This window comes from Ferruginibacter profundus, from assembly GCF_054783275.1.
The window spans coordinates 1863609-1886558 of sequence record NZ_BAAGQW010000001.1 but is presented as its reverse complement, the minus strand read 5'-3'; the positions used below and the strand labels follow the sequence as shown (position 1 = coordinate 1886558).

The following is a 22950-nucleotide window of genomic DNA, read 5'->3' as shown; positions in this document are numbered from 1 at the left end:
TATTGAAAAGATTACAATTTATAAATAGGGTCAGTCAATGAAACTAAAAACCATCATCACATGCTTAACCTGTATTGCTGTTTTACAGCTTGGTGCAAATCCTGTGGATAGAATATTGGTAAAAGGTGGTACAGTATTATTTAAAGGTAATGCAGTCAATATAAAAAGTTTTCAGATCTCGAAGTATGAAATTACTAATGAGGGGTATGTGGCTTTTTTAAATTCAAAGCAGATAGGTTTTGACGGAAAGTATAAAGGAATAGTATTGATCAATATTGCTTCTAAAGACCTGCAGATTGAATTTGCAGAAAAAAAATGGAGGGCAAAACATGGCTTTGAAAATTATCCCATGGTAATGGTGAGTTACTATGGTGCAGCTGAATTTTGCAGCTGGATGGGAGGTAGTTTACCAGGCGAAATGGAATGGTTGTATGCTGCACAGGGAGGTGTCCGCACAAAACACTACAGGTTTGCAGGCAGCAATAATTTTGATGAAGTTGGCTGGTACAAAAACAACAGCAGTCAACAGGTGCACCCTGTTGGCCAAAAGAAACCAAACGAATTGGGTATTTACGATATGAGTGGCAATGTATGGGAATGGTGCATGAACGATATGCCGGTAAACGACAGCAGTTTTTGTGTACACATGGGAGGCAGCTGGTACGCCGGCGAGCAACCGGGCCACCTGGATGCCCGTTATGGAAATACACCAACACATTGCAGTAACAGCGTTGGCTTTAGAATAATATTTACTGGTGACACTGTTGTTGTTAACAAAAATTTTTTTAAAAACTATCCGGGCAAACCCTGGAATAACCAACCGCAGCAAATACCCGGAAAAATTCAATGTGAGTGGTACGACCAGGGCGGAGAAGCCATTGCCTATCATGATAAGGATAGTGTTAATAACGGTAATGGAAAACTAAATCCTGCCAACGGAACTTTTCTCAACGAATTCCGGATGAACGAAGGAGTTGATATCTCTTATACCAAGGATAGAGATATTGACAATAATCCCTACAATGTAAAAGAACCTGAAATGGGATCGTTGTACGCCGGGTGGATGGTGCCGGGAGAGTGGATCAATTACACGGTTAAAGTAAATGTTAGCGGGAAATATAGTGTAGGCATGATGTTTACAGCGAGCGGCGACGGAACTATCATGCTATTGCTGGACGGGAAAGCCATAACACCTGAAGTACTTGTTCCTTCAACCAGGAATGAAAATGAAACTATTCCGTGGAGGCAGTGGCATCACTGGAACAGGATAGATTCATTGGAAACAGTGACATTAAAAAAAGGTACGCATGTGCTCACTTTAAAAACGGTGAGCAATGGTAATATGAATTACGATTACCTCGATTTTAAACTTAGCCAATAAAATAATCGGTTATCACAAATAAAATTTATGATCATGACATTAAATCTTCGCCTGGTGCAATGTATATTTTTTCTTTCGGTGTCGGTAAACATGCTGGCACAGGAAAAAGGATGGCAAAGTCTTTTTAACGGTAAAGATCTTACAGGCTGGAAAAGAATAGCCGGTGCTGCTACGTATACCGTAGAAGACGGCGTAATTGTGGGCAGAACGGTGGCAAAATCACACAATAGTTTTCTGGTAACAGAAAAAGAATATGGTGATTTTATACTTGAAGCAGACGTATATGTGGAGGATGAAGAAGGTAACTCCGGCTTACAAACCAGGAGCCATTTAAATCCTGCAGGGTATAACGGAGAGGGAAGGGTATATGGCCGCCAGTGCGAAATTGATCCTACGCCCAGGCGATGGACGGGAGGTATTTATGATGAAGGAAGAAGGGAATGGTTGTACCCCATGCAATTGAACCAGGCAGCACAAAAGGCGTACAAAAAAAATACGTATAATCATTACCGTGTGGAGTGCATTGGCAACGAAATGCGAACCTGGGTGAATGGTGTTGCAGCTGCTTATGTAGTTGATACGGTAGATGCAAAGGGTTTTATTGGATTGCAGGTACATGAAATTTATTCTGCCGGTCATGTTGGCAAAAAAGTTTGCTTTAAAAACATCTTTATCAAAACCACTGATCTTAAACCAATGCCATTTGCGCCAGGTATCTATGTAGTTAACTTATTGCCTAACCAGTTAAACGCTTATGAAAAGAGAAATGGCTGGCGCCTGTTATTTGATGGCAAAACAACCAGGAGTTGGAAAAGTGCCAAAGGAAGTGCCTTTCCCGATTCAGGCTGGACAGTGGCTAACGGAACAATTGCTGTTGTTGAAGCAGAAGGAAAAGAATCTGCTAATGGTGGGGATATTGTTACCATGGAGGAGTATGCTGCATTTGATCTTTCATTCGATTTTAAATTGACAGCCGGGGCAAACAGCGGGGTAAAATATTTTGTAACACTTTCTGAAGATACTAAGGGCTCTTCTATTGGCCTGGAATACCAGGTGCTGGATGATACACTGCATCCCGATGCCAAACTGGGCCGGGATGGTAACCGGACACTGGCATCTTTATATGACCTTATCAAAGCACAAAAACAAAAAAGATTTTTACGCCCCATTGGCCAATGGAATACGGGACGCATCATTGTATATCCCAATAATAAAGTGGAGCATTACCTCAACGGCATAAAAGTGCTGGAATACATCAGGGGCTCAAAAGAATTGAAAGACCTTGTTGCCATCAGTAAATATGCCGCCTGGAAAAATTTTGGTGAAGCTGACCAGGGGCACATCCTTTTGCAGGATCATGGAAATGCAGTTAGCTATAAAAATATAAAAATTAAAGAACTGTAATTACCGGGGAAGTCGGCACTTAAAAAAATAATTTATTCAATCAATCAAAATAAAAATTATGAAACAAATACAAATGAATATTTCAATCTCATGCAGAAATATTTTCTACGCATTGGCAGTATTGTTTTTATTTACAACGCTTGTCTCATGTAAGAAAAAATCAGATACCCCGGCGCCTACGCCGATTGTAATAGTACCACCCACGGTAATACCACCTATAAATACCAATTCAACTACTGCAAAAGAAATCATCGTAGATATGGGAGGAGGATTTAACCTGGGCAATACGTTTGAAAGTAATGCCAACGCAACCACTCCGTCTGTTATTAAACAAATTATCGACCTGTATTATAGTGCCGGCATGCGGCATATACGTATTCCTGTAACATGGATGGATGGATTCAGCAGTAACCTGGCAGATGCTAATGGCAATGTGAATACTAGTCACCCCAGACTGCTGGAACTGAAAGAAGTAATTGACTATGCATTGGCTAAAAAAATGTATGTGGTAGTAAATACACATCATGAACACTGGATTAAAAATAACTACGATGGCAGTGCAGCTTACGATACAAAATTTGCCAATTTATGGACAAGCATTGCCACTTTTTTTAAAGATGAGCCCAGGCAATTATTGTTTGATGTGATCAACGAACCGGAAGGTAAATTAGGCCAATGGAGCGGAACAACTTATCCTTTGCCAACTGGAGCACAACAATTGGCGTGGACAAGGCAGGTGAACAAAGTTGGGTACGATGCCATCAGGGCAACCGGCGGCAATAACGCCACCCGTGTAATTATGGTAGAACCAAATGGTCAGGGCAACCAGGGAATGATTGAAGAAGTATATCCCGATAAAGCAAGCCTTCCCGGCGGTGGTACCGATGCATACCTCGCCATCCAGGTACATACATACGACCCATGGGCTTTTTGCGGAGAAACCGGCAGCAATGCGGCATGGCCCGGCAGTGCCACTTTTGAAAATGCTATCAAGAAAGTAGGTGTTCATTCAGTACTGATTGATGTACCTGTTAATTATGGCGAATTTGGTGTGGGCAGACAATCGAATACAGCTGAACGTAATACTGAAATAGTTCGTGGATATTACAGGATTTTCAACGTTACCTGCAGGGCTCAGAAAATGTCATTCACTGCATGGGATGACAGGGGGTGGTTTGGTCTGATTTACAAGAACGGATCTGTATACGCATTTTCCAATAACATCGTGCCGGCAATGATGGCACAATAGAAATTGTTTGGAAGAAATTAATTTTTAGCAGTGATTCAAAAATATGTAAGCTTGTTGTAAAATAACAGGCTTACATAAGTTAAAACAAAAGAAGCAATACATTATTATGCGCTCATTCACCCGGATCGTTTTTTTGATTGTACTATCATCTTTGTGTAACGATGATGCCTATAGCCAAAGAAAAATAATTTCTTTAAATGGTGAATGGAAGGTGGAAGAAAACGCAAATGCCACCAATATCCCATCCGTATTTACCCATAGCATAACTGTGCCGTCTTTAATTGATATGGCAGTGCCCGGCTTTAATACGGTAAAAAAAGGTGCAGACTCTTTAAGGTATTTCTGGTATAAAAAAACATTTGCAATTAAAGGGGTATTGCCACAAAATGTATTGCTTCAGGTAAAGAAAGCAGCTTACAGCAAGCAGTTATTTATCAACGGAAAGGAAGTCTATATTCATCAGACTGCATTTACTTCTTATGAAAGTAATATTCGTCAATTTTTAAAAACTGACGGACAGGATAACGAATTGGTACTACGGTTAGGTACTTTCGATAATTTTCCTGACACCATGGTGAACGGAAATGATTTTGAAAAAACGAAATTTTTGCCCGGCATTTTTGATGATGTAAATCTCATTCTTTCAAACGGGGCTTACGTAGAAAATATTCAGATAGCACCAGACATTATCAACAAAAAAATAAATGTAGTTGCAGCAATAAATGGTTTTGGAAAAAAGGGAAAGCAAAAAATAAATTACCAGGTAAGAGAATGGCTCAGTAAAAAAATAATTTATGCTGGTCTGGCTGAAATTGATTTAACGGGTGGCACAGATACCGTAACCTTTGAAGCAAAAATCAGTAACTGTAAGCTCTGGAGCCCGGAGCAACCTTTTTTATATGAGCTGAAAACTACTACAGGTACTGATGACCAAACTACCCGTTTTGGTATGCGGAGTTTTAGATTTGATAAAAATGCAAAGACAGCTCTTTTAAATAACCAAACTTATTTTTTAAGAGGGACCAACGTACCGGTATACCGTTTTTTTGAGGATGCGCTACGTAATAATTTACCGTGGAATGAAAAGTGGGTGCGTTTATTATTCAAACGCTTTAAGCAAATGCACTGGAATATTGTGCGTTTTCATGTTGGCCCTGCGCCACAATTCTGGTATGATATAGCTGATGAAACAGGGATGTTGATACAGGATGAATATGCTATCTGGGGAGGCAAAGGAGGCATTAAGAAAAAAGTTACGCCGGAACATATTGCATTGGAATATACCGAATGGATGAAAGAACGCTGGAATCATCCCTGCATCGTGATCTGGGATGCACAAAATGAAACCGTTGCAAAGCAAACCGGCTTAGCCATTAATAAAGTTCGTCATCTCGATTTATCCAATCGTCCGTGGGATAATGGCTATTCGGCTCCGGCATCGCCGGATGATCCGATAGAAGCACATCCCTATTTATTTTATCCCTACCATTTAAAAGATGCCAAAGAGCCGGAAGAAGGTATACTGAAAAAACTCATGGGTAAAATCCGTATTCCGTCCAACGATCCTAACGAGCAGGATCCATCACCGGATGGGAAAAAGTATGACAATGCAATTGTTTTAAATGAATATGCATGGCTATGGGTAAACAGGGATGGTTCTGCTACTACATTATCTGAAAATGTGTACAGGAATTTTTTTAAGGATGTTGTTACTAATGAACAGCGGATAGAAAAATGTTGCCGGCTTACTGCTGCTTTAACTGAATACTGGAGGGCTCATCGCACTTCAGCAGCAGTCATGTACTTTGCAGGCTTATCCTATTCCCGCCCAACGGTTCCCCGGGGAGAAACCAGCGATCTTCTGCAAAATGTAGAACAATTTACCTATTGGCCGGCATTTACCCGATATGTAAAAGCATCTTTTTCGCCGGTAGGTTTAATGGTAGATACCTGGGAGAAATCGTATCAGCCCGATACTGTAATTTCTGTTCCCGTTTATGTAATTAATGATTTAAATAAAGACTGGAAAGGTAATATGGAAATAGAACTTACAGAAAACGACAAAGTAATTTCACATCAGCGCATTCCTGTTATTGCTGCTGCATTTAAAGTGGAGATTAAAAATTGCGCTGTTAAAATCCCTGCTGCAAACGGATTGTATAAATTGATAGCGAGAATTAATTATAATGGAGAAAAAGTGGAGAGTGTAAGAGATATTTTGGTGGCACGATCAACTACAGTAAGTAATTGATCGTGTCCATCACTGTTTTATTAAAGACTTAATACTATGTCCCTGTATGTTTAACAACAGGACTATACCATTTACTTTATTTATTACCGGGAGTATTGATGTTTTGTATTTAAAATAAATTCCTCATCGTTCAATGTATTTAAAAATGCGATGAGGTTGATCTTGTCAACAGGTGATAATATTATTGGTGTTCTTAAAGGAGCGGATAAGTTTTTATATTGTTTGATATCCCTCATATAATAGTCAACAACCTGTTTTACTGTTTTAAATCTTCCATCATGCATATAAGGATAAGAGTATTTCAGGTTTCGTAAACTCGGTGTTTTAAACATCAGGCTGTCTGCACTTTTTTTTGTTATCATCCATCTGCCAAAGTCATTCAAGGTAGTATCTGTAGTGAGTCCATTATTGGCAAATTTATAATTGCTGAACAATGGTTCTGTATGGCAGTTGTTGCAGTTTTGTAAAAATAGATTATAGCCAATTTGTTCCTCCAGGGTAAAGTTTTCTTTTCCTTGTTTTACTTTATCATATTTAGCCGTAGCAGAAATTAATGTTAATTGAAATTGAGTTAATGCCTGCAATACTTTTTCACTGGTTATTTTATTGCTGCCATAGGCATCACTGAATAGTTTTTTATATACTTCAGCAGCATTTAGTTTTTTTACCACTTCTTCCATATTGCTACCCATTTCTTTTGGATGAATAATAGGAGCCAGGGCCTGCTCCTCCAGGTTATTGGCAGCCCCATCCCACATAAAAGAGTTTTGCCAGGCCAGGTTAAATAACGCAGGCGCATTCCTGTTGCCCAACTGGTTGTTAATACCGTGGCTCAAATTGTGATCAGTATGTGCAAAGGCATTGTAAGGAGAATGACAGGATGCACAGGAAGTACTATTGTCTGCTGATAAAACCGGGTCGTAAAAAAGTTTTCTGCCTAATTCAACCGTGATACTGTCGAGCGGCTTTGTTTTATAATTGTATACAGGTTCAGGAAAATAGTTAGGGTAAATTAATGGCTGTTGCTTTAAGTTAAAGGAGAGTAATGAAGTAAAAGCAACAATTAAAATTAGTATCCGCTTTGTTTTCATATACATGCTTTAAAAATTGCTGAAAATTGTTGGGCCATTTCAACCGCCTTTGTACCCGGGCTCATTAAATGATAAAGCTCAGCCAGGTTGACCTGATTGAGCAGTTGGGTAATATCTATATCAATAGCAATATTTTTTTTATTGGGTATATTAAATGAAAGTGGTTGAATAGTAGCATTGGGATATTGGTACCCTCCAATATGAAAAATGAATTCATTATTACGGGCAGTACACATCTTACTTTTACCTTCCAGCTTTACATTAATGTAGCCGCTTTGCCAGGTCCAGTACATACCATTTGTTGGGTCCAGGTCGCCAGCCTGTGCACCCGATACATTGGTAAGGCTATCAATACCTATGTTAAATGTAACGCGGTTGAAAGGCTGGTTGTTTTTATTAAAATAATTAAGGCTCAACGAGGCAGGGTCCTCCACATTAACCAAATGATATTTTTTAATAGCTATGCCCGCAGGCTTATTATCCTGGAATACTTGAATGTCAGACAGGTAGAATTTTAATGCAGTGATCTGTATACTGTCTGTTTTGTAGCTGTATGCTTTATCTGATTGCAGTGGTACTGCATTGAATATTGGATTAAATGTTATGGAAACGTTCTGCCCAAACAGCAGGCTGTTTAACACAGTTAGTAAAAAAGAAAATATAAGTTTCATTGTGTTCTTTCAAAAGTTGTAAATAATAATTTAATTTTTTGTTGCTAAAAATGTATTCTTTTTCCAGGCTTTACAATTGAGTTGTTATAGTGGTTTTAACATTAAGCTAAAAAAATGCGGGCTGATATTTATTTGTGTTATCTACTATTGCCTGGCCGTAAACTGCTAATAAACTACGGCTGTAACATACATAATTTTATATTTCTCAGATAAAAAAGAGTAACAAGGTTTATCAAAAAAAGCTACAACGTTGTAGTAAATAGGTTTTTAATTCTTTTGCTTTTCGGCACTTAAAATTTCTTTTTTCTCTACTTTCATTCTGCTATATCAATTTAGTAAATTTTATAGCAGTAAACGATATGCTTAAAATATCAGCTGAAAAATTCAGCAGTAAAAAAATAGTTTTTACTTACCATCTTATTGTTAAGTTATTTTTCCTTCTGTTGATTTTCTGCTACAGCTTATTTAAAAGCAAAGCATTCCCTGATAAGATCCTGCTACAGCAATTACTTCCTGTTTTAAATTATTAATTAAAAAAAATCAAAAAAATGAAAAGACGATTACCAGCTTTTTTTAACGCAATTGTTAAAGTATGCAGTATTGTTCTGCTTGTTTTGGCGGCTTCACTTAACAGTGTAATGGCCCAAACATTTCCTGCAGGTTTCAGCAGGGTACAGGTTACCGCTACAGGTGCAACTGTAACGGGTATGACTTTTGCACCTGACGGAAGATTATTTATTGCACATCAGGATGGCCGGATCAGGTTATTTAAAAACGGAGTGCTTTCCACGATGCTTACACTTACTGGTGTAAGAAACGGAGGAGAAGACGGTCTTAGTGCAATTACGGTAGATCCTAATTTTGCAACTAATAACTATATCTATATATGTTATACCACCACCAGTTTGGTAAATCGCCTGGCAAGACTTACGCTTAGTGGTGATGCGGTAGTTGCACAGTTAACGCTTAGAGAATTTCCACTTTTATCTACTACTTCGCAACGCCACAATGGTGGGGGTATCAGATTTAAGGACGGCTATCTTTATATTTCTATTGGTGAAAATGATGTTCCTACTGCTGCTCAGGATAAAACAAAATACGGAGGCAAGGTATTAAGGCTAAATGCGGCAGATGGATCTCCGGCAGCAGGAAATCCTTTTTACAATGAAGCAGGTGCCTCTACTATAACCAAGTGTATTTGGTCTATGGGTGAACGTAACCCATGGTCAATGGATATTTCTCCATCAACAGGGAAAGTATATATCTGTAATGTAGGGCAAACTTTTGCTGAGGAGATTAATGATGTTACTGCGGCTGGCACTAATTCAGGCCATCCGGTTGTAGAAGGTAATTCTACCAACCCTGCTTATAAAAATCCTGTGTATTATGTTACCAATCCTAACTATACACCGGTAACTACGTCGGAAGGTTGTGCTATTATAGGTGCTGCGTTTTTAGAGTCTCCCGCAACTAATTATCCCGCAACCTATGTAGGAAAATTTTTCTACATGGATTATTGCAATAACTGGATTAATTACGTTAATCCCAGTACAGGGGTCTATACTAATTTTGCAACTGGTGTTGGTGGCGCATCTCCAAATGCGAACACTACTACACTTCGTTTAGGGGTTGATGGTAATTTATATTACGCTCAGGGTGGAACAATTTTTAAGGTTATCTATACCAATGTAAGTGCGCCCACAATCACTAATCAGCCTGTAAGCGTTACCGTGACTGCCGGCCAACCAGCAAGTTTTTCGATAAATGCTTCGGGTGCAACTCCCATGACTTTTCAATGGGAAAAAAGTGGCGTTAACATTACTGGTGCAACCGGTAGTACTTATACAATACCAGCTGTTGCAGCTGCCAATGCAGGTAGTTATACTGTAACAGCAACTAACTCTTTTGGTTCAGTAACAAGCACAGCTGCAACCCTTACCGTATTAGCATACAATGCCCCTCCTGTAGCCACCATTATAACTCCGGCAGCAGGTTTAACCTATTTTGCCGGTCAGTCGTTTAGCTTTTCCGGCTCGGCTACCGATGCAGAAGATGGAGTTTTACCTGCCAGTGCCTTCAAATGGGGATTATTTTTTGATCATAATGAACACACCCATGATTTGGCAACTGGTGGATTAGCTGTTGGTTCTAAAACCGGCTCTTTCACAACTTTAACAGGTAACGAAACAGATACAGTGGTATCCTATAGATTAGTTTTAACCGTTACCGATAGCAATGGCTTAACTGACACTGCCTCTGTTTCTGTAGTACCTCAATTATCAAGAATAAGTTTTGTTACGCAGCCTGCTGGTTTAAAGGTTACCGTAAATGGAGCACCCCAAACTACACCTTACTCCACTAATGGTGTGGAGGGCATCACATTTGCTATGGGTGCAGATCTGATTCAAACTTTAAATGGCGTTAGTTATCAATTTGATAGTTGGGTACATGGTGGTACTATGAATCAAACTTTTTCTGTACCTGCCAATAACACTACTTACACGGCTGTTTTTAATGCAGTTGCAGCTACAACTACTACTTTAACCACCACAAAGGATGTATATGTAAGAGATGGTGCCAACGCTGCTATCAATTATGGTGCCACCAATCCTGCCAAAATGGAAACCAAACTGGATGTAACAGCTAATAGCGGATATAACAGGGAGGGCTACCTTGGATTTGATCTGTCAACCATTACTGGTAATATTTCCAGCGCAAAAATAAAAGTGTATGGTAACCTGGGGGCCGCAGGCACTGCCATACCTGTTGCCATGTATGCTGTGTCTGGTACAACATGGGCGGAGGCCACCACCAATTGGAATAATAAGCCCGCTGCTGCTGCCACTGCACTTGCCACTACCAGCGTAACAGATGTTGCCGGAAAATATTATACCTGGGATGTTACCAGTTATATAAATGCAGAAAAAGCTGCCGGCAGAAATCTGGTAAGTTTCAATTTTAAAAACCTGGCAAATGCAGCAAGCCAGTTAAGCTGGAATACTAAAGAAGCCGGCACCAATGCACCCCAATTAGAAATTATTACTTCTAATGCACAAATGCCTTTTTATGGTACGCCAATGACGTTGCCAGGTAAAGTAGAAGTGGAGAATTATGATTTTGGCGGGCAGAATATTGCCTATAACGACCTCACCGCAGGCAATGCCGGTAATGCTTACCGCACAACAGAAAATGTGGATATACAGGCAGGTACTGATGGCGGCGTAGCCATTTACAATATGGGTTATGCAGCCGCCGGCGAATGGATGGAGTATACGGTAAATGTAAATACTACCGGTACCTATAGCTTCCAGGCAAGGGTAGCTTCTACTTTTGCAGGTAAATCTTTTCATATTGAAATGGATGGCGTAAATATAACTGGCAGCATTGCAGTGCCAAATACAGGGGCATGGCAAACTTGGGCAACTGTTACGGTGCCCAATATCAACCTTACTGCAGGTCAAAAAGTAATGCGTATAGTTTTAGAGACAGATAATCTTAACATTGATTATATAAACGTAGTACTAACTGCTGCCGGTCAGGCATTAGTTGCCGCTCCGGTATTCAATGCTGCAAACGAAAAGGTACCGGAAGCAGCTACAGAAAAAAAGCCAACAGCCATTTACCCTAACCCTACCGAGGGAATGATTACCATTTCAACAGATATAGAGGGTGTTTCTGCAGTATCAATATTAATATACAATGTAAATGGCGGGCTTGTCTTATCTAAAGATTTTGAAAATATCAAAGGACACTTTGAGAAAAATCTAAACATCAGTTCACTTCCTTCCGGAACATTTATTGTAAAAATTAAGAAAGGTAATACTACAGAAATTAAAAAATTAGTAAAGAATTAATACCGTTTCATTAATAATAACCTGAAATAAATAACAGGGTTTAGATAAAGAATCTTGTTATTTATTTTAATCTAAAATAGTAAATATGAAAAAAATATTTTTAACTATAGCACTTGCTTTTTTTTATATGGCTTCATTTGCCCAGGTATATTACGGACTTTTTGAAGAGGGTTTGCCTAACAACAATACCAGGTTGGCGTCAATAGAATCTGAGTTGGGTAAAAAGCCAGGGTTGTGCCTTTTGTTTATGTCGCTGCCCAATAATGTTGATGTAGCCGGTTGTAATAATTTAGTATCAAAGGGTATTACGCCAATTATAACGCTTGAGCCGGGAACATCTTATACCAATATCATAAATGGTAATTATGATACTTATTTTAGAACAGTTGCCGATCAGTTAAAACAAATTAACGGCACTGTTTTTTTACGATATGCTCATGAAATGAATGGCAACTGGTATTCATGGTCTGGCTACAGTAATGGTGCTAATGCAACGGCAACAGCCAATTATATTGCGGCATGGAGACGGGTTTATGGCATTATCAAAACAGAAAAAGGAGCTAATAATGTATTATGGAATTGGTGTGTAAATGGTGGCAGCTGGCCTAATGAAACATGGAATCAACATGCGAATTATTATCCTGGTGATGCTTATGTAGATTGGATAGGGTTTGATTCCTATGACAAACCTTACAATTATACGCCAACCAGGTACCAAACTGTAGAACAAACTTTTGGGCCTGTTTATGATATCATAACAGCTATTGCACCCGATAAGCCCGTGTTAGTAGCTGAATTTGCCTCTGAAAATTTTGGTCATGAAACAGATCCTCACAAAGCCGAATTTTTCAGCCAGGCAGCAACAATGTTCGATAAATATCCACGGGTACATGCATTCTCTTATTTTAATGTTGCTAAATCTAATTCCGGCCGTTGGAACGATTACAGGATCAATAATCCTGCATCTTTGTTGCCCGTTTTTAAAGATAACTGGATTTCCAACGTAAACGTAATAGACGGTAATACAGGTATTGCAACCTTGCATATTCCTAAAGTAGTGCCGGCAACAGGAATCTTAAGAGTAGAGGCTGAAAATTATTTTGATCATTTTGGTATTAAAAGTGAAGTTTGCGGCGAAGGTGGTTTAGATGCAGGATCAGCTTCCACAGGTGATTATATGGATTATCTCATAAACGTAACAACTGCGGGTATGCATACCTGTAATTTGAGAGTAGCCAATAGTGCCGCCACCGGTAAAATTGATATAAAAAACCAGTCGGGAACCACACTCGGTTCTTTTACACAAACTGCATCAACCGGAGGTAATCAAACTTATGTTACTGTTTCGGTAACCATAAATCTTTCAGCAGGGAAACAAAAACTCAGGCTTTATCATGCTGCCGGCGGATTAAATGTAAACTGGTTTGAATTAAGCAAAGCCGTTGTAAATACAGCACCATCGGTAAGTATTACTTCACCTGCAACGGGTAGTAATTTTGAGGCCGGTACTGCTATCACGCTTACCGCAACTGCTTCGGATACTGCGCCCGGTACAGTTAGTTCCGTATCTTTTTATGATGGTGCTACATTGTTAGGTACCGACGTAAGCAGCCCTTACAGTTTTAGCTGGTCAGGTGCAGGTATCGGTAGTCATAACGTTACAGCCAAAGCAACAGATAATGATGGCGCAGTCACTACTTCTGTTGCGGTATCAATAACAGTTACAAATACTCCGCCCTCAGTAAGTATTACTTCCCCTGCATCGGGTTCAGGTTTTACTTCTGGTACAGTTATATCGCTTACGGCAACGGCTTCTGATGTTGCACCCGGTACAATCAGTGCTGTATCTTTTTATGATGGCGTAACGTTGTTAAATACCGATGTAAGTAGCCCTTACAGTTTTAGCTGGTCAGGTGCAAGTGTGGGCAGCCATAGCATTACTGCTAAGGCAACCGACAATAATGGGGCAGTTACAACATCAGCCGCTGTAGCGCTGACTGTTACCGCAATAAGTGATCCACTATCATTATCCTATTTTCATTTCATCAATAAATGGACGGCGGATTATATGCGGCCAACAGCCGGCTCTGCTACAGCTGCCATTACGCAATACGAGGAAACAGTAACACCCACTTTAGATTCTTATGAGTGGGAATTCAGAGCTGTTACAGGTACCAGCTATTATTATATTATCAACAAATACACTCAAAAAGCTATTCAACCCACCGGTGGATCTACTGCAGATAATGTAGGGTTATCTCAAACTACTTTAACCGCCGGTAACGAAGGCTTAACAGAATTGCATTGGAGTGTAACCGTATCCGATGAAGCTCCTTATTATTGGATCATGAACAGAAAATCACTCAGGTATATCCGTCCCAATGCAGGTACTAATGGAACCGGTGTAGCCATTGTTCAAAACACATTTAACGCCGCATATTCATCCTTTAAATGGAACCTGGATAGCCAGGGCGTAAAACCTGCAGCACCACAGGCGCTAGTAGCCACGGGTAGTACTGTAGCAGAAGCAGCAGCAATAAATATTTCTGGCGACGTTACAAAAAAGGGCACGGCTGTTTATCCCAACCCTGCAGATGGTATCATTACTATAAGTACTGAGGTTGAATACCTTTCAGCCGTAACGGTGAAAATATATACTGTAGCAGGCGCACTTGTATTTTCAAAGCAATACCAAAAAAGGATAGGTTGGTTTGCAGAGCGTGTTAATGTGAGTGCCCTTGCAGCCGGTACCTATGTTTTGAAAATTCAAAAAGGAGATATCATAACTTCTCAAAAATTAATAAAAAATTGAGAACCGGATTTTTTTACTGGCATTTTTGATACCACACAGGGTTCAGTATGATGAACCCTGTGCTGCATTAAGGAAGTATCGGATTTTATGATACTATAACTACAGGTACTTAAAAGAAGTTATTTGTATACAATGATTACCCGGCATATTTAATCACTATAAATAAATCTATAAATGAAGGCGAAAAGAATTATTCTCGTTGTATTGGTTCAATTGGTTTGCAGCCAGTTGATGCAGGCACAAACAATTGATCAAAAAGTAAATGCCATTCTTGCTAAAATGACGTTGGAGGAAAAAGTAGGGCAGATGACTAACCTTACCATAGATGCTATTTCCAAAACCGATGTAAAGGGCAAGATCATTGAACCACATGAAATTGATCCGGAGAAATTAAAAGATAAAATGTTGGTACATCATGTAGGGTCATTTCAGAATGTAGCTAACCATGGTTACGACCGTAAACATTGGTACGAAATTATTTCCGGTATTCAAAATATGGCCGGCAGCACAAGGTTACAAATACCCGCTTTGTACGGCATTGATGCCATTCATGGTGTTTCTTATACCATGGGCAGCACTTTATTTCCACAACAAATAGGAATGGCAGCAACATTTAATACCGGGCTGGTTACACAGGCAGGTACTATTGCTGCCTATGAAACCAGGGCCAGTTATATTCCCTGGAATTTTTCGCCGGTACTTGATTTAGCTAAAACACAATTGTGGCCGCGTATTTACGAAAGCTTTGGCGAAGACCCTTACCTCATATCCACCATGGGTGCAGCAATTATTAAAGGTTACCAGGGTAATAGCGTAGGAGATAAGTATCATGTGACCTCTACCATGAAACATTTTTTAGGTTATGGGGCACCGTTAAGTGGTAACGACCGAACACCTGCATGGATTCCTGACCGCTATATGAGAGAATATTTTTTACCCCCTTTTGCCGAAGCTGTTAAAACAGGTTCCCGTACAATTATGATCAATTCTTCAGAAATTAATGGTGTGCCGGTGCATGCCAGTAAATATTTACTTACAGATGTGTTGCGCAATGAATTAAAATTTACCGGGGTAGTAATTTCTGATTGGATGGATGTACGTTATTTGTTTACACGTCATCATGTTGCTGCCACAGAAAAAGAAGCAGTGGCGCTTTCTGTAAACTCAGGCATTGATATGTGCATTGTTCCTTATGATTATACTTTTTCCGATTACCTGGTTCAAAATGTAAAAGAAGGCAAAGTACCTATGAGGAGAATTGACGAAGCAGTAAAAAGAATCCTGCATCTTAAGTATGAGTTAGGATTATTTGAACGTCCTGTTGGTAACCCGGATGATTTTCCAAAGTTTGGGTCGGATGAATTTAAAGCGGTAAACCTGCAGGCAGCAACTGAAGCCATTACGCTGCTTAAAAACACCGGCAATATTTTACCGCTGAAGAAAAGCAGTAAAGTATTGGTAACAGGCCCTGCCGCCAATACGATGTGCTCTTTAAACGGCGGCTGGAGTTTTACCTGGCAGGGCGATCAATCCGATAAATATGCAGCAGATAAAAACACTATACTGGCAGCCATTCAGCAAAAAATAGGAAAAGAAAATGTGTTGTACCAGCCCGGGGCAAAATTTGACACGCTGCAAAATATAAATGCCGCAATAGAAGCCGCACAACAGGCTGATGCAATTGTACTTTGTTTGGGTGAATCTACTTACACAGAAAATGTGGGTAATATTAATGATCTACATTTAACCGAAGCTCAAATGGAACTGGCGCAACAATTGGCTACAACAGGTAAGCCGGTAATTTTAGTGCTTGCGCAAGGCCGGCCAAGAATAATTACCAGGGCCGATAATGTTGCTGCGGCAACATTGATGATGTATTTTTCGGGCAATGAAGGCGGCAACGCACTGGCAGATATTTTATTTGGAGATAGCAACCCTTCAGGTAAATTACCTTTTACTTACCCACGCTATAGCAATGCATTGGTAAATTATTACAGGAAAAACCTGGAAAACGGAAACCCCGATGATAAGAATGGCTACAATCCTTTGTATGAATTTGGATATGGATTAAGTTATAGCACGTTTAAGTACTCGAATCTTAAACCGGATAAAAATGATTTTAAGGATAATGAAAATATCAGTGTGCATATTGATGTAACCAATAGCGGAACCAGGGAAGGGAAGGAAGCAGTGTTACTTTATACCAGTGATCTGTATGCTTCCATAGCGCCGGATACAAAAAGATTAAGAGCATTTAGCAAAATTGATTTAAAGCCCGGCGAAACAAAAACAGTAAGTTTTAAAATCAATGCCAAAGACCTGGCTTTTATTAACGGGCTAAGTAAACCGGTAACAGAACCAGGTGAATTTATCATCCAGGTTGGTGATCAAAAAGTAAAAGTAATGTATAAAACTACTGCAAATTATAAGGCTTATACAGATGGTAAATTATAATTTACCGGAACTTTGTATAGAGAAGCTTTTATTACAGAACAGTACAAAGGGCAGAAGAGATTTATTTCTTCTGCCCTTTGTTAATATTTGCAGGATACTTTCTGCAGAAGTAAGGAGTTGTTTTATTCTATCAGTTACAAGGTCCTTTTATCAACAGTAACATAATCAACCCACATTTGTGTATTGGTAAGTATGTTAACATTGCTGAGTGTAAAAACATTACGTTCCGGATCTGAAGCAATGCACATATTTAAAATAATATTGTGGGAATTAAATTTTTCCAATTTCAGATTTGCGTTTATAGAATTGGTATACGACTTTACTGTAGTACCATCTACTTTTGTTGTAACAGTAACTACGCCGTTAGTATTGGCCCAATAACAATCATAGGTATGCCACCCCGAAGTGGTATAGGGAGACGCATAAGTTGCTGTACAGGTATTACCAAGTAAGTTGGAACCAACGGTGGTACCATAAAATAAATTGCTTGTAGCATAGGTAGATGCGTACCTGGAATAGGCTTCTAAAATATCAATTTCGCCATAGGTTGGCCAATTGGTTTCTTTTGTAAGCCAGAACGCAGGCCATGCACCATATGTTGATGCGAACGACGTGTATGTGCTGCCATTCATGGCAATAAATTTTATTTTAGCAGAAATTTTATACTCGGTATTGGTGGTTGGACTAATGGAGTAATATGTTTTTATACGGCCCGATTTCCATGCATTGGTCCCTGTTTTGGTGGCTGTAATTTTAAGTGCATTTATATTTCCATCTACTACACCCGTCGACAATGCAGAGGTAGTGTAGGTACAATAGTTGGAGTTGGGGTCTGTTGGGTCACTGTTATCACTATAGGATTTCCAGGTGGCGTAATTCAGGCTGTTAAAATTTTCTGTAAAAACATTTGACCATGCACTGACCGCAGAGGAAGTAACAGTAACATCATTACCGGAATGTATAGCACTTGTGCCTGCATCAATTCCTGTTGTTTGTTTTTTGCAACTCATAAAACTGAGTGTAATCATAGTAAGAGCAATCGTTTTTTTCATCATTTAGATATTTGGTTAAAAAAATGTTTTTTAAATTTAGTATATGCTGATTATTTTATAGCAGAAATCCACTACAACGTTGTCGCAGGTAAATGTTGTGATATTTTGTTTTAACCGGCAGTTGAACAATATTGTACGATATTGCGTTTTAATTTTTAATTACATTTTTAATTTTTATGCAGTACGGTATGCTTCGCTCAATTACCATGAAAAAATTCAGAAAAAATATATTGCAGACAGGTATTGTATGTATAGCAGTTTATTGTTTTAATTGCCCCTTACATGCCCAGTCTTCTATTTATAAAAATGGATGGATTGATTTTAATAAGAACGGGAAAAAAGATGTGTTTGAAGATAGTAAGCAACCAGTTGAAAAAAGGGTTGCCAACCTGCTGACTCAAATGACGCTGAATGAAAAAACCGTGCAACTGGCAACCCTGTATGGATTTGGCCGGGTGTTAAAAGATACTTTACCTGCAGCGGATTGGAAAAATAAAATATGGAAAGATGGTATTGCCAATATTGATGAACAATTGGCGAACACTACTTTTCGTAAAGAAATGCGAACGGTACTTTCTTTTCCCTACAGCCGGCATGCGGCAGCTATTAATCAAACACAAAAATGGTTTATTGAAGAAACCCGTTTGGGCATTCCGGTGGATTTTACCAATGAAGGGATACACGGTTTGGCACACGACAGGGCAACAGCAATGCCTGCACCCATTGCAATGGGCAGTACCTGGGATAAGCACCTGATTTATAAAGAAGGCCAGGTGATCGGAAGAGAAACAAAAGCTTTGGGTTACACTAACGTATACACGCCAATACTGGATGTAGCCCGTGACCAGCGCTGGGGAAGGATCGTGGAAAGTTACGGCGAAGATCCTTTTTTAATAGCGGAGCTGGGCAAACAAATGGTATTGGGTGTACAAAGTGAAGGTGTGGGGTCAACCGTAAAACATTTTGCAGTGTACAGTGTACCCAAAGGTGGCAGGGAAGGCAATGCAAGAACGGATCCGCATGTGGCGCCCCGTGAATTACATCAGCTTTATTTGTATCCTTTTCGCAGGGTTATTCAGGAAGCACACCCGGTTGGTGTAATGAGCAGTTACAACGATTGGGATGGGGAACCTGTAACCGGCAGTTATTATTTTTTAACGCAATTGCTTCGTAAGGAATACGGATTTGACGGGTATGTGGTTTCCGATAGCAGGGCCGTTGAATTTATTGAATCTAAACATCATGTTGCAGGCTCATATAAAGAAGCCGTGCGGCAGGCGGTAGAAGCAGGCCTTAATGTAAGAACCGATTTTGATATGCCCCAGAAATATATCACGCCGGTAAGGGAACTGGTAAATGAAAAAAAGATTGCTGTAAAAACACTGGATGCAAGAGTGGCTGATGTGCTGAGGGTAAAATTTAAACTCGGCTTGTTTGATGATCCTTATGTAAAACCGGAACTGGCAGATGTGATTGTGAATAATGACGACGCAAAATTGTTTGCAAAGCAGGCTTCAAGAGAAGTGCTGGTGTTATTAAAAAATGCCAATGGTCTGCTGCCGCTCAATAAGGCTGCTGTAAAAAATATATTGGTCACCGGCCCGCTGGCTGCAGATACTTTGCATTCCATGAGCCGCTATGGTCCCAATAATGTAAAAGTAATTTCTGTTTTGGAAGGCATAAAAAATTATGCGGCATCATTTGCCGCAATCGATTACGCAAAAGGATGCGAAACCGTTGATGCCACCTGGCCGGAAAGTGAAATATTTCCGCTGGCTCTCACCGCAAAAGAAACAAGCGATATTAATGATGCCGTTGCAAAAGCAAAATCAAGCGATGTGATTATTGCTGTAATGGGAGAGGATGAAAGTATTGTAGGCGAAAGCAGGAGCAGGACATCGCTGGATTTGCCGGGTAAGCAACTACAATTATTACAGGCATTATATGCAACAGGAAAACCTGTAGTGCTGATTTTAATTAATGGACGGCCATTGACCATCAACTGGGCCAATAAATTTCTTCCTTCCATTATTGAAGCATGGTTTCCCGGTATTGATGGGGGCACTGCTATTGCAGAATCTTTATTTGGTGATTATAACCCAGGTGGAAAATTACCGGTAACTTTTCCTAAAACAGTCGGGCAGATAGAACTTAATTTTCCTTTTAAACCAGGTTCGCATGCGGGCCAGCCCGGCGATGGGCCAAATGGTTTTGGTACCACAAATGTATATGGCGCCTTATATCCTTTTGGGTATGGATTAAGTTACACCACATTTAAGTACAGCAATCTTATTGTTACACCCGAACAACAAAACAGCAAAGGAAATATCAATGTATCAGTTGACATAACAAACACAGGAAAATATAAAGGCGACGAAGTGGTGCAGCTTTATTTTAAAGACGAAGAGAGTAGTGTAACCGTTTATGAATCGCAGCTAAGGGGATTTGAAAGAATTTCATTAAATGCCGGGGAAACTAAAACAGTACAATTTGTTATTAAGCCAGATGATTTAAAATTGCTGGATAAAAATATGAAGTGGGTAGTAGAGCCGGGAACATTCGAAATATTAATAGGAAGTTCGAGTGAAGATATAAGACTGAAAAAGAAATTTAATATTACACAATAAATTACCGGGCAATAAAAAATATGTTTTTAATGAACGTGGCTATGATAATTATTATAGCCACGTTCTTATTTAGTTAAATGCGGCAGGTTTTACTTAATTGTCTTGTAGTATTTTTATATCCTTAATTAACTGTTCCATCTCCAGCTGTAATGTACCATTATATATTCCTCGAATTCTTTTGGTTCTATCAATTAATAAAATATGTTCAGTGTGTAAAAATTGGGTACTGTCTTTAGTAAAGCCCAGGTCTTCTTCGGCATAATATGATTGCCTTGCCAGTTTATATATTTCAGCTTTATTCCCTGTTAACAGGTGCCAGTTTGTGGCGGTGATGTCATTGTTCTTTGCATATTCCTTTAACCTGCTTACGCTGTCGATCCATGGTGTTACACTAAAAGAAAGCATAACAATATCAGGGTCCTGGCTGAATTGATCCTGCAGTAATTTCATATGCCTGGTCATAACAGGGCAAATACTGCCGCATCGTGTAAAGATGAAGTTGGCGACATGGATTTTTCCATCAATATTTTTATCTGTTATTGTTTTACCCAGTTGATCAGTAAAAGAAAATGTACTGATGGTATGTTTTATTTTTTCAGTTACTTCTTTGCCGGTTGATAAAAACATCGGTGTAAAATCCGGTGAATTATAATAGGGTAGTTGTTCCTTTACCTGTTTGCCGGTACATGCGGAAGTGAACATTACCAGTAATAAAATGCTAATTCTTAAAAATGCTGTCTGATACATTGGTGCAATGTTTTGTTCCTAATAATCCGTACCTTCTTCCGCGTATAATAATATAATTGGCCCTTACTTTTCCATTATCATACCACCATCTCTGGCTACCTTCTTCCTGCCCTTTATGGTAATTCATTTCTTTTACCAGTACGCCACTATCTGTCCATTCACGGCTTACACCTTCATATTCATCATCCTTTAATAAACAATACATTTGTTTATGGCCACTTGGCCACCAGGTAAACAGTGTACCGGTCTTCCTGCCATTATTAAATTCTCTCTGCTCTTGTAATTTACCTCCGGGATAATACTTTACCCAAATGCCATGTTCTTTGCCATTTAAATAAGATGCTTTTGTTGCCGTATCTGTAGTAGCCGGATACAAGGAATAAAGTACGCCGCTAAAAACCTGTTGATTAAAATAAATGATGCCGTTTTTATTCTTAATGCCCGTATCGGTAGTATTAAGCAGCAGCAGAGAAACAGGTTGTGGTTGTTGCTCTGTTACGGCGGTGCAACCGGTAACGGCGATGCAAAAAAATAATAGTGCGGCTTTAAAATGTAGCCGTGCCTGGTGTTCCATAATATCCGCTTCCGTTTATATAAGGATCTGTATTATTGATATGGTAATGATAAGTGCCATTGGGAAAGTCTGCAGTAGCATGCGTATGTCCATGATAGGCATCCAGCATAGCATTGGTAACTGCGGCTCCGTTCTCTTCGGGGCCATATACGGGAAAGCCATCCAGTAAAAAGCCCAGTAACGACGACTTGGTAGCCTTTACTGTAGTTAGATAAAGCGGCTCTACGTGATAGTGATACCTGCTGGTTGCAGTGGGGTGTCCCCAGTATTTATCAAAGCTGATTACTTCTGTGGTTAGCGGTTGATTAGGTGCTGCATATTGATTATATAATGGAATACCGTTGATCGCAACTCCCATAGCGCCCAATGGAGTGGCAACATGTGTTGTGGCCATTACAGGGTTTAACGGAATTTTAAAAGTATAATTCTGGGCAGCTATGGTATTAGGATTTTTTACAAATGTATTGCCTCCAAAAGTGGTGCCGCTGAATGCTTCGTACATGGGATCTGTTGGAGGATAGTAAACACTTTTATAATCCGGAAGGCCATTTGTTTTGATGGTGATAAAAGTGCCATCGGATGTAATACTGCTTGCGCCATAGATTTTTGAATACACGGCCGGCACAGGATAAGTGGTGCCACCTCCTCCGGTAGCTGTATCAGTAGTGCTGTCTTTTTTACAGGCAGTAGAAATTACAACTATACCAAGTAAAGCTGCAATAAATGCAATGTGGTTTCTGTTCATAAATGAATTGTTTTATTTTTTATTAAAGACTTTTTTGA

General features: G+C 39.5%; 14 protein-coding genes. 8 read left to right on the top strand and 6 right to left on the bottom strand.

Annotation, left to right across the window (positions count from 1 at the left end; genetic code table 11):
* Positions 1-37 precede the first annotated feature (37 nt).
* From ACYVM0_RS08030 to ACYVM0_RS08015, 4 genes are all read left to right on the top strand, one after another.
* Complete coding sequence (locus ACYVM0_RS08030) at positions 38-1381, top strand: SUMF1/EgtB/PvdO family nonheme iron enzyme (protein ID WP_460555119.1); 1344 nt, start codon at positions 38-40, stop codon at positions 1379-1381.
* Positions 1382-1414: 33 nt separating this feature from the next.
* Positions 1415-2785: a 3-keto-disaccharide hydrolase gene (locus tag ACYVM0_RS08025; protein WP_460555116.1), complete on the top strand. Its 1371-nt coding sequence runs from the start codon at positions 1415-1417 to the stop codon at positions 2783-2785.
* Positions 2786-2843: 58 nt separating this feature from the next.
* Positions 2844-4034 (top strand): glycoside hydrolase family 5 protein, encoded by a 1191-nt coding sequence (locus ACYVM0_RS08020; protein WP_460555113.1) that lies wholly within the window; start codon positions 2844-2846, stop codon positions 4032-4034.
* 106 nt (positions 4035-4140) lie between these two features.
* Complete coding sequence (locus tag ACYVM0_RS08015) at positions 4141-6285, top strand: glycoside hydrolase family 2 protein (protein ID WP_460555110.1); 2145 nt, start codon at positions 4141-4143, stop codon at positions 6283-6285.
* 83 nt (positions 6286-6368) lie between these two features.
* Here the strand turns inward: ACYVM0_RS08015 and ACYVM0_RS08010 are convergent, their stop codons facing one another.
* Complete coding sequence (locus tag ACYVM0_RS08010; RefSeq protein WP_460555107.1) at positions 6369-7376, bottom strand: cytochrome-c peroxidase; 1008 nt, start codon at positions 7374-7376, stop codon at positions 6369-6371.
* Entirely contained in the window at positions 7373-8047 is a 675-nt protein-coding gene (locus ACYVM0_RS08005) for an MbnP family protein (RefSeq protein WP_460555104.1), read from the bottom strand. The genes ACYVM0_RS08010 and ACYVM0_RS08005 overlap by 4 nt, the downstream gene beginning before the upstream one ends.
* Before the next feature lie 548 nt (positions 8048-8595).
* On the opposite strand from ACYVM0_RS08005, the gene ACYVM0_RS08000 reads away from it, so the two are divergent.
* From ACYVM0_RS08000 to ACYVM0_RS07990, 3 genes are all read left to right on the top strand, one after another.
* On the top strand, positions 8596-11901 hold the full coding sequence (locus tag ACYVM0_RS08000) for a PQQ-dependent sugar dehydrogenase (RefSeq protein WP_460555101.1): 3306 nt from the start codon (positions 8596-8598) through the stop codon (positions 11899-11901).
* A gap of 85 nt (positions 11902-11986) precedes the next feature.
* Positions 11987-14713, top strand: coding sequence for an Ig-like domain-containing protein (locus ACYVM0_RS07995; RefSeq protein WP_460555098.1), 2727 nt, complete (start codon positions 11987-11989; stop codon positions 14711-14713).
* A gap of 174 nt (positions 14714-14887) precedes the next feature.
* Positions 14888-17167, top strand: coding sequence for a glycoside hydrolase family 3 N-terminal domain-containing protein (locus ACYVM0_RS07990; protein ID WP_460555095.1), 2280 nt, complete (start codon positions 14888-14890; stop codon positions 17165-17167).
* Between the two features lie 134 nt (positions 17168-17301).
* Here the strand turns inward: ACYVM0_RS07990 and ACYVM0_RS07985 are convergent, their stop codons facing one another.
* Complete coding sequence (locus tag ACYVM0_RS07985; RefSeq protein WP_460555092.1) at positions 17302-18195, bottom strand: glycoside hydrolase family 16 protein; 894 nt, start codon at positions 18193-18195, stop codon at positions 17302-17304.
* A gap of 212 nt (positions 18196-18407) precedes the next feature.
* On the opposite strand from ACYVM0_RS07985, the gene ACYVM0_RS07980 reads away from it, so the two are divergent.
* A complete protein-coding gene (locus ACYVM0_RS07980) occupies positions 18408-20846 on the top strand; it encodes a glycoside hydrolase family 3 N-terminal domain-containing protein (protein WP_460555089.1) in 2439 nt (812 codons plus the stop codon).
* 93 nt (positions 20847-20939) lie between these two features.
* Here the strand turns inward: ACYVM0_RS07980 and ACYVM0_RS07975 are convergent, their stop codons facing one another.
* The 3 genes from ACYVM0_RS07975 to ACYVM0_RS07965 are packed head-to-tail and all read right to left on the bottom strand — an operon-like array spanning position 20940 to position 22912.
* Positions 20940-21593: an SCO family protein gene (locus ACYVM0_RS07975; protein WP_460555086.1), complete on the bottom strand. Its 654-nt coding sequence runs from the start codon at positions 21591-21593 to the stop codon at positions 20940-20942.
* Positions 21565-22167: a toxin-antitoxin system YwqK family antitoxin gene (locus ACYVM0_RS07970; RefSeq protein ID WP_460555080.1), complete on the bottom strand. Its 603-nt coding sequence runs from the start codon at positions 22165-22167 to the stop codon at positions 21565-21567. Before ACYVM0_RS07970 ends, ACYVM0_RS07975 begins: the two co-directional genes overlap by 29 nt.
* Positions 22139-22912, bottom strand: coding sequence for a YHYH protein (locus ACYVM0_RS07965; protein WP_460555077.1), 774 nt, complete (start codon positions 22910-22912; stop codon positions 22139-22141). Before ACYVM0_RS07965 ends, ACYVM0_RS07970 begins: the two co-directional genes overlap by 29 nt.
* Positions 22913-22950: the final 38 nt, after the last annotated feature.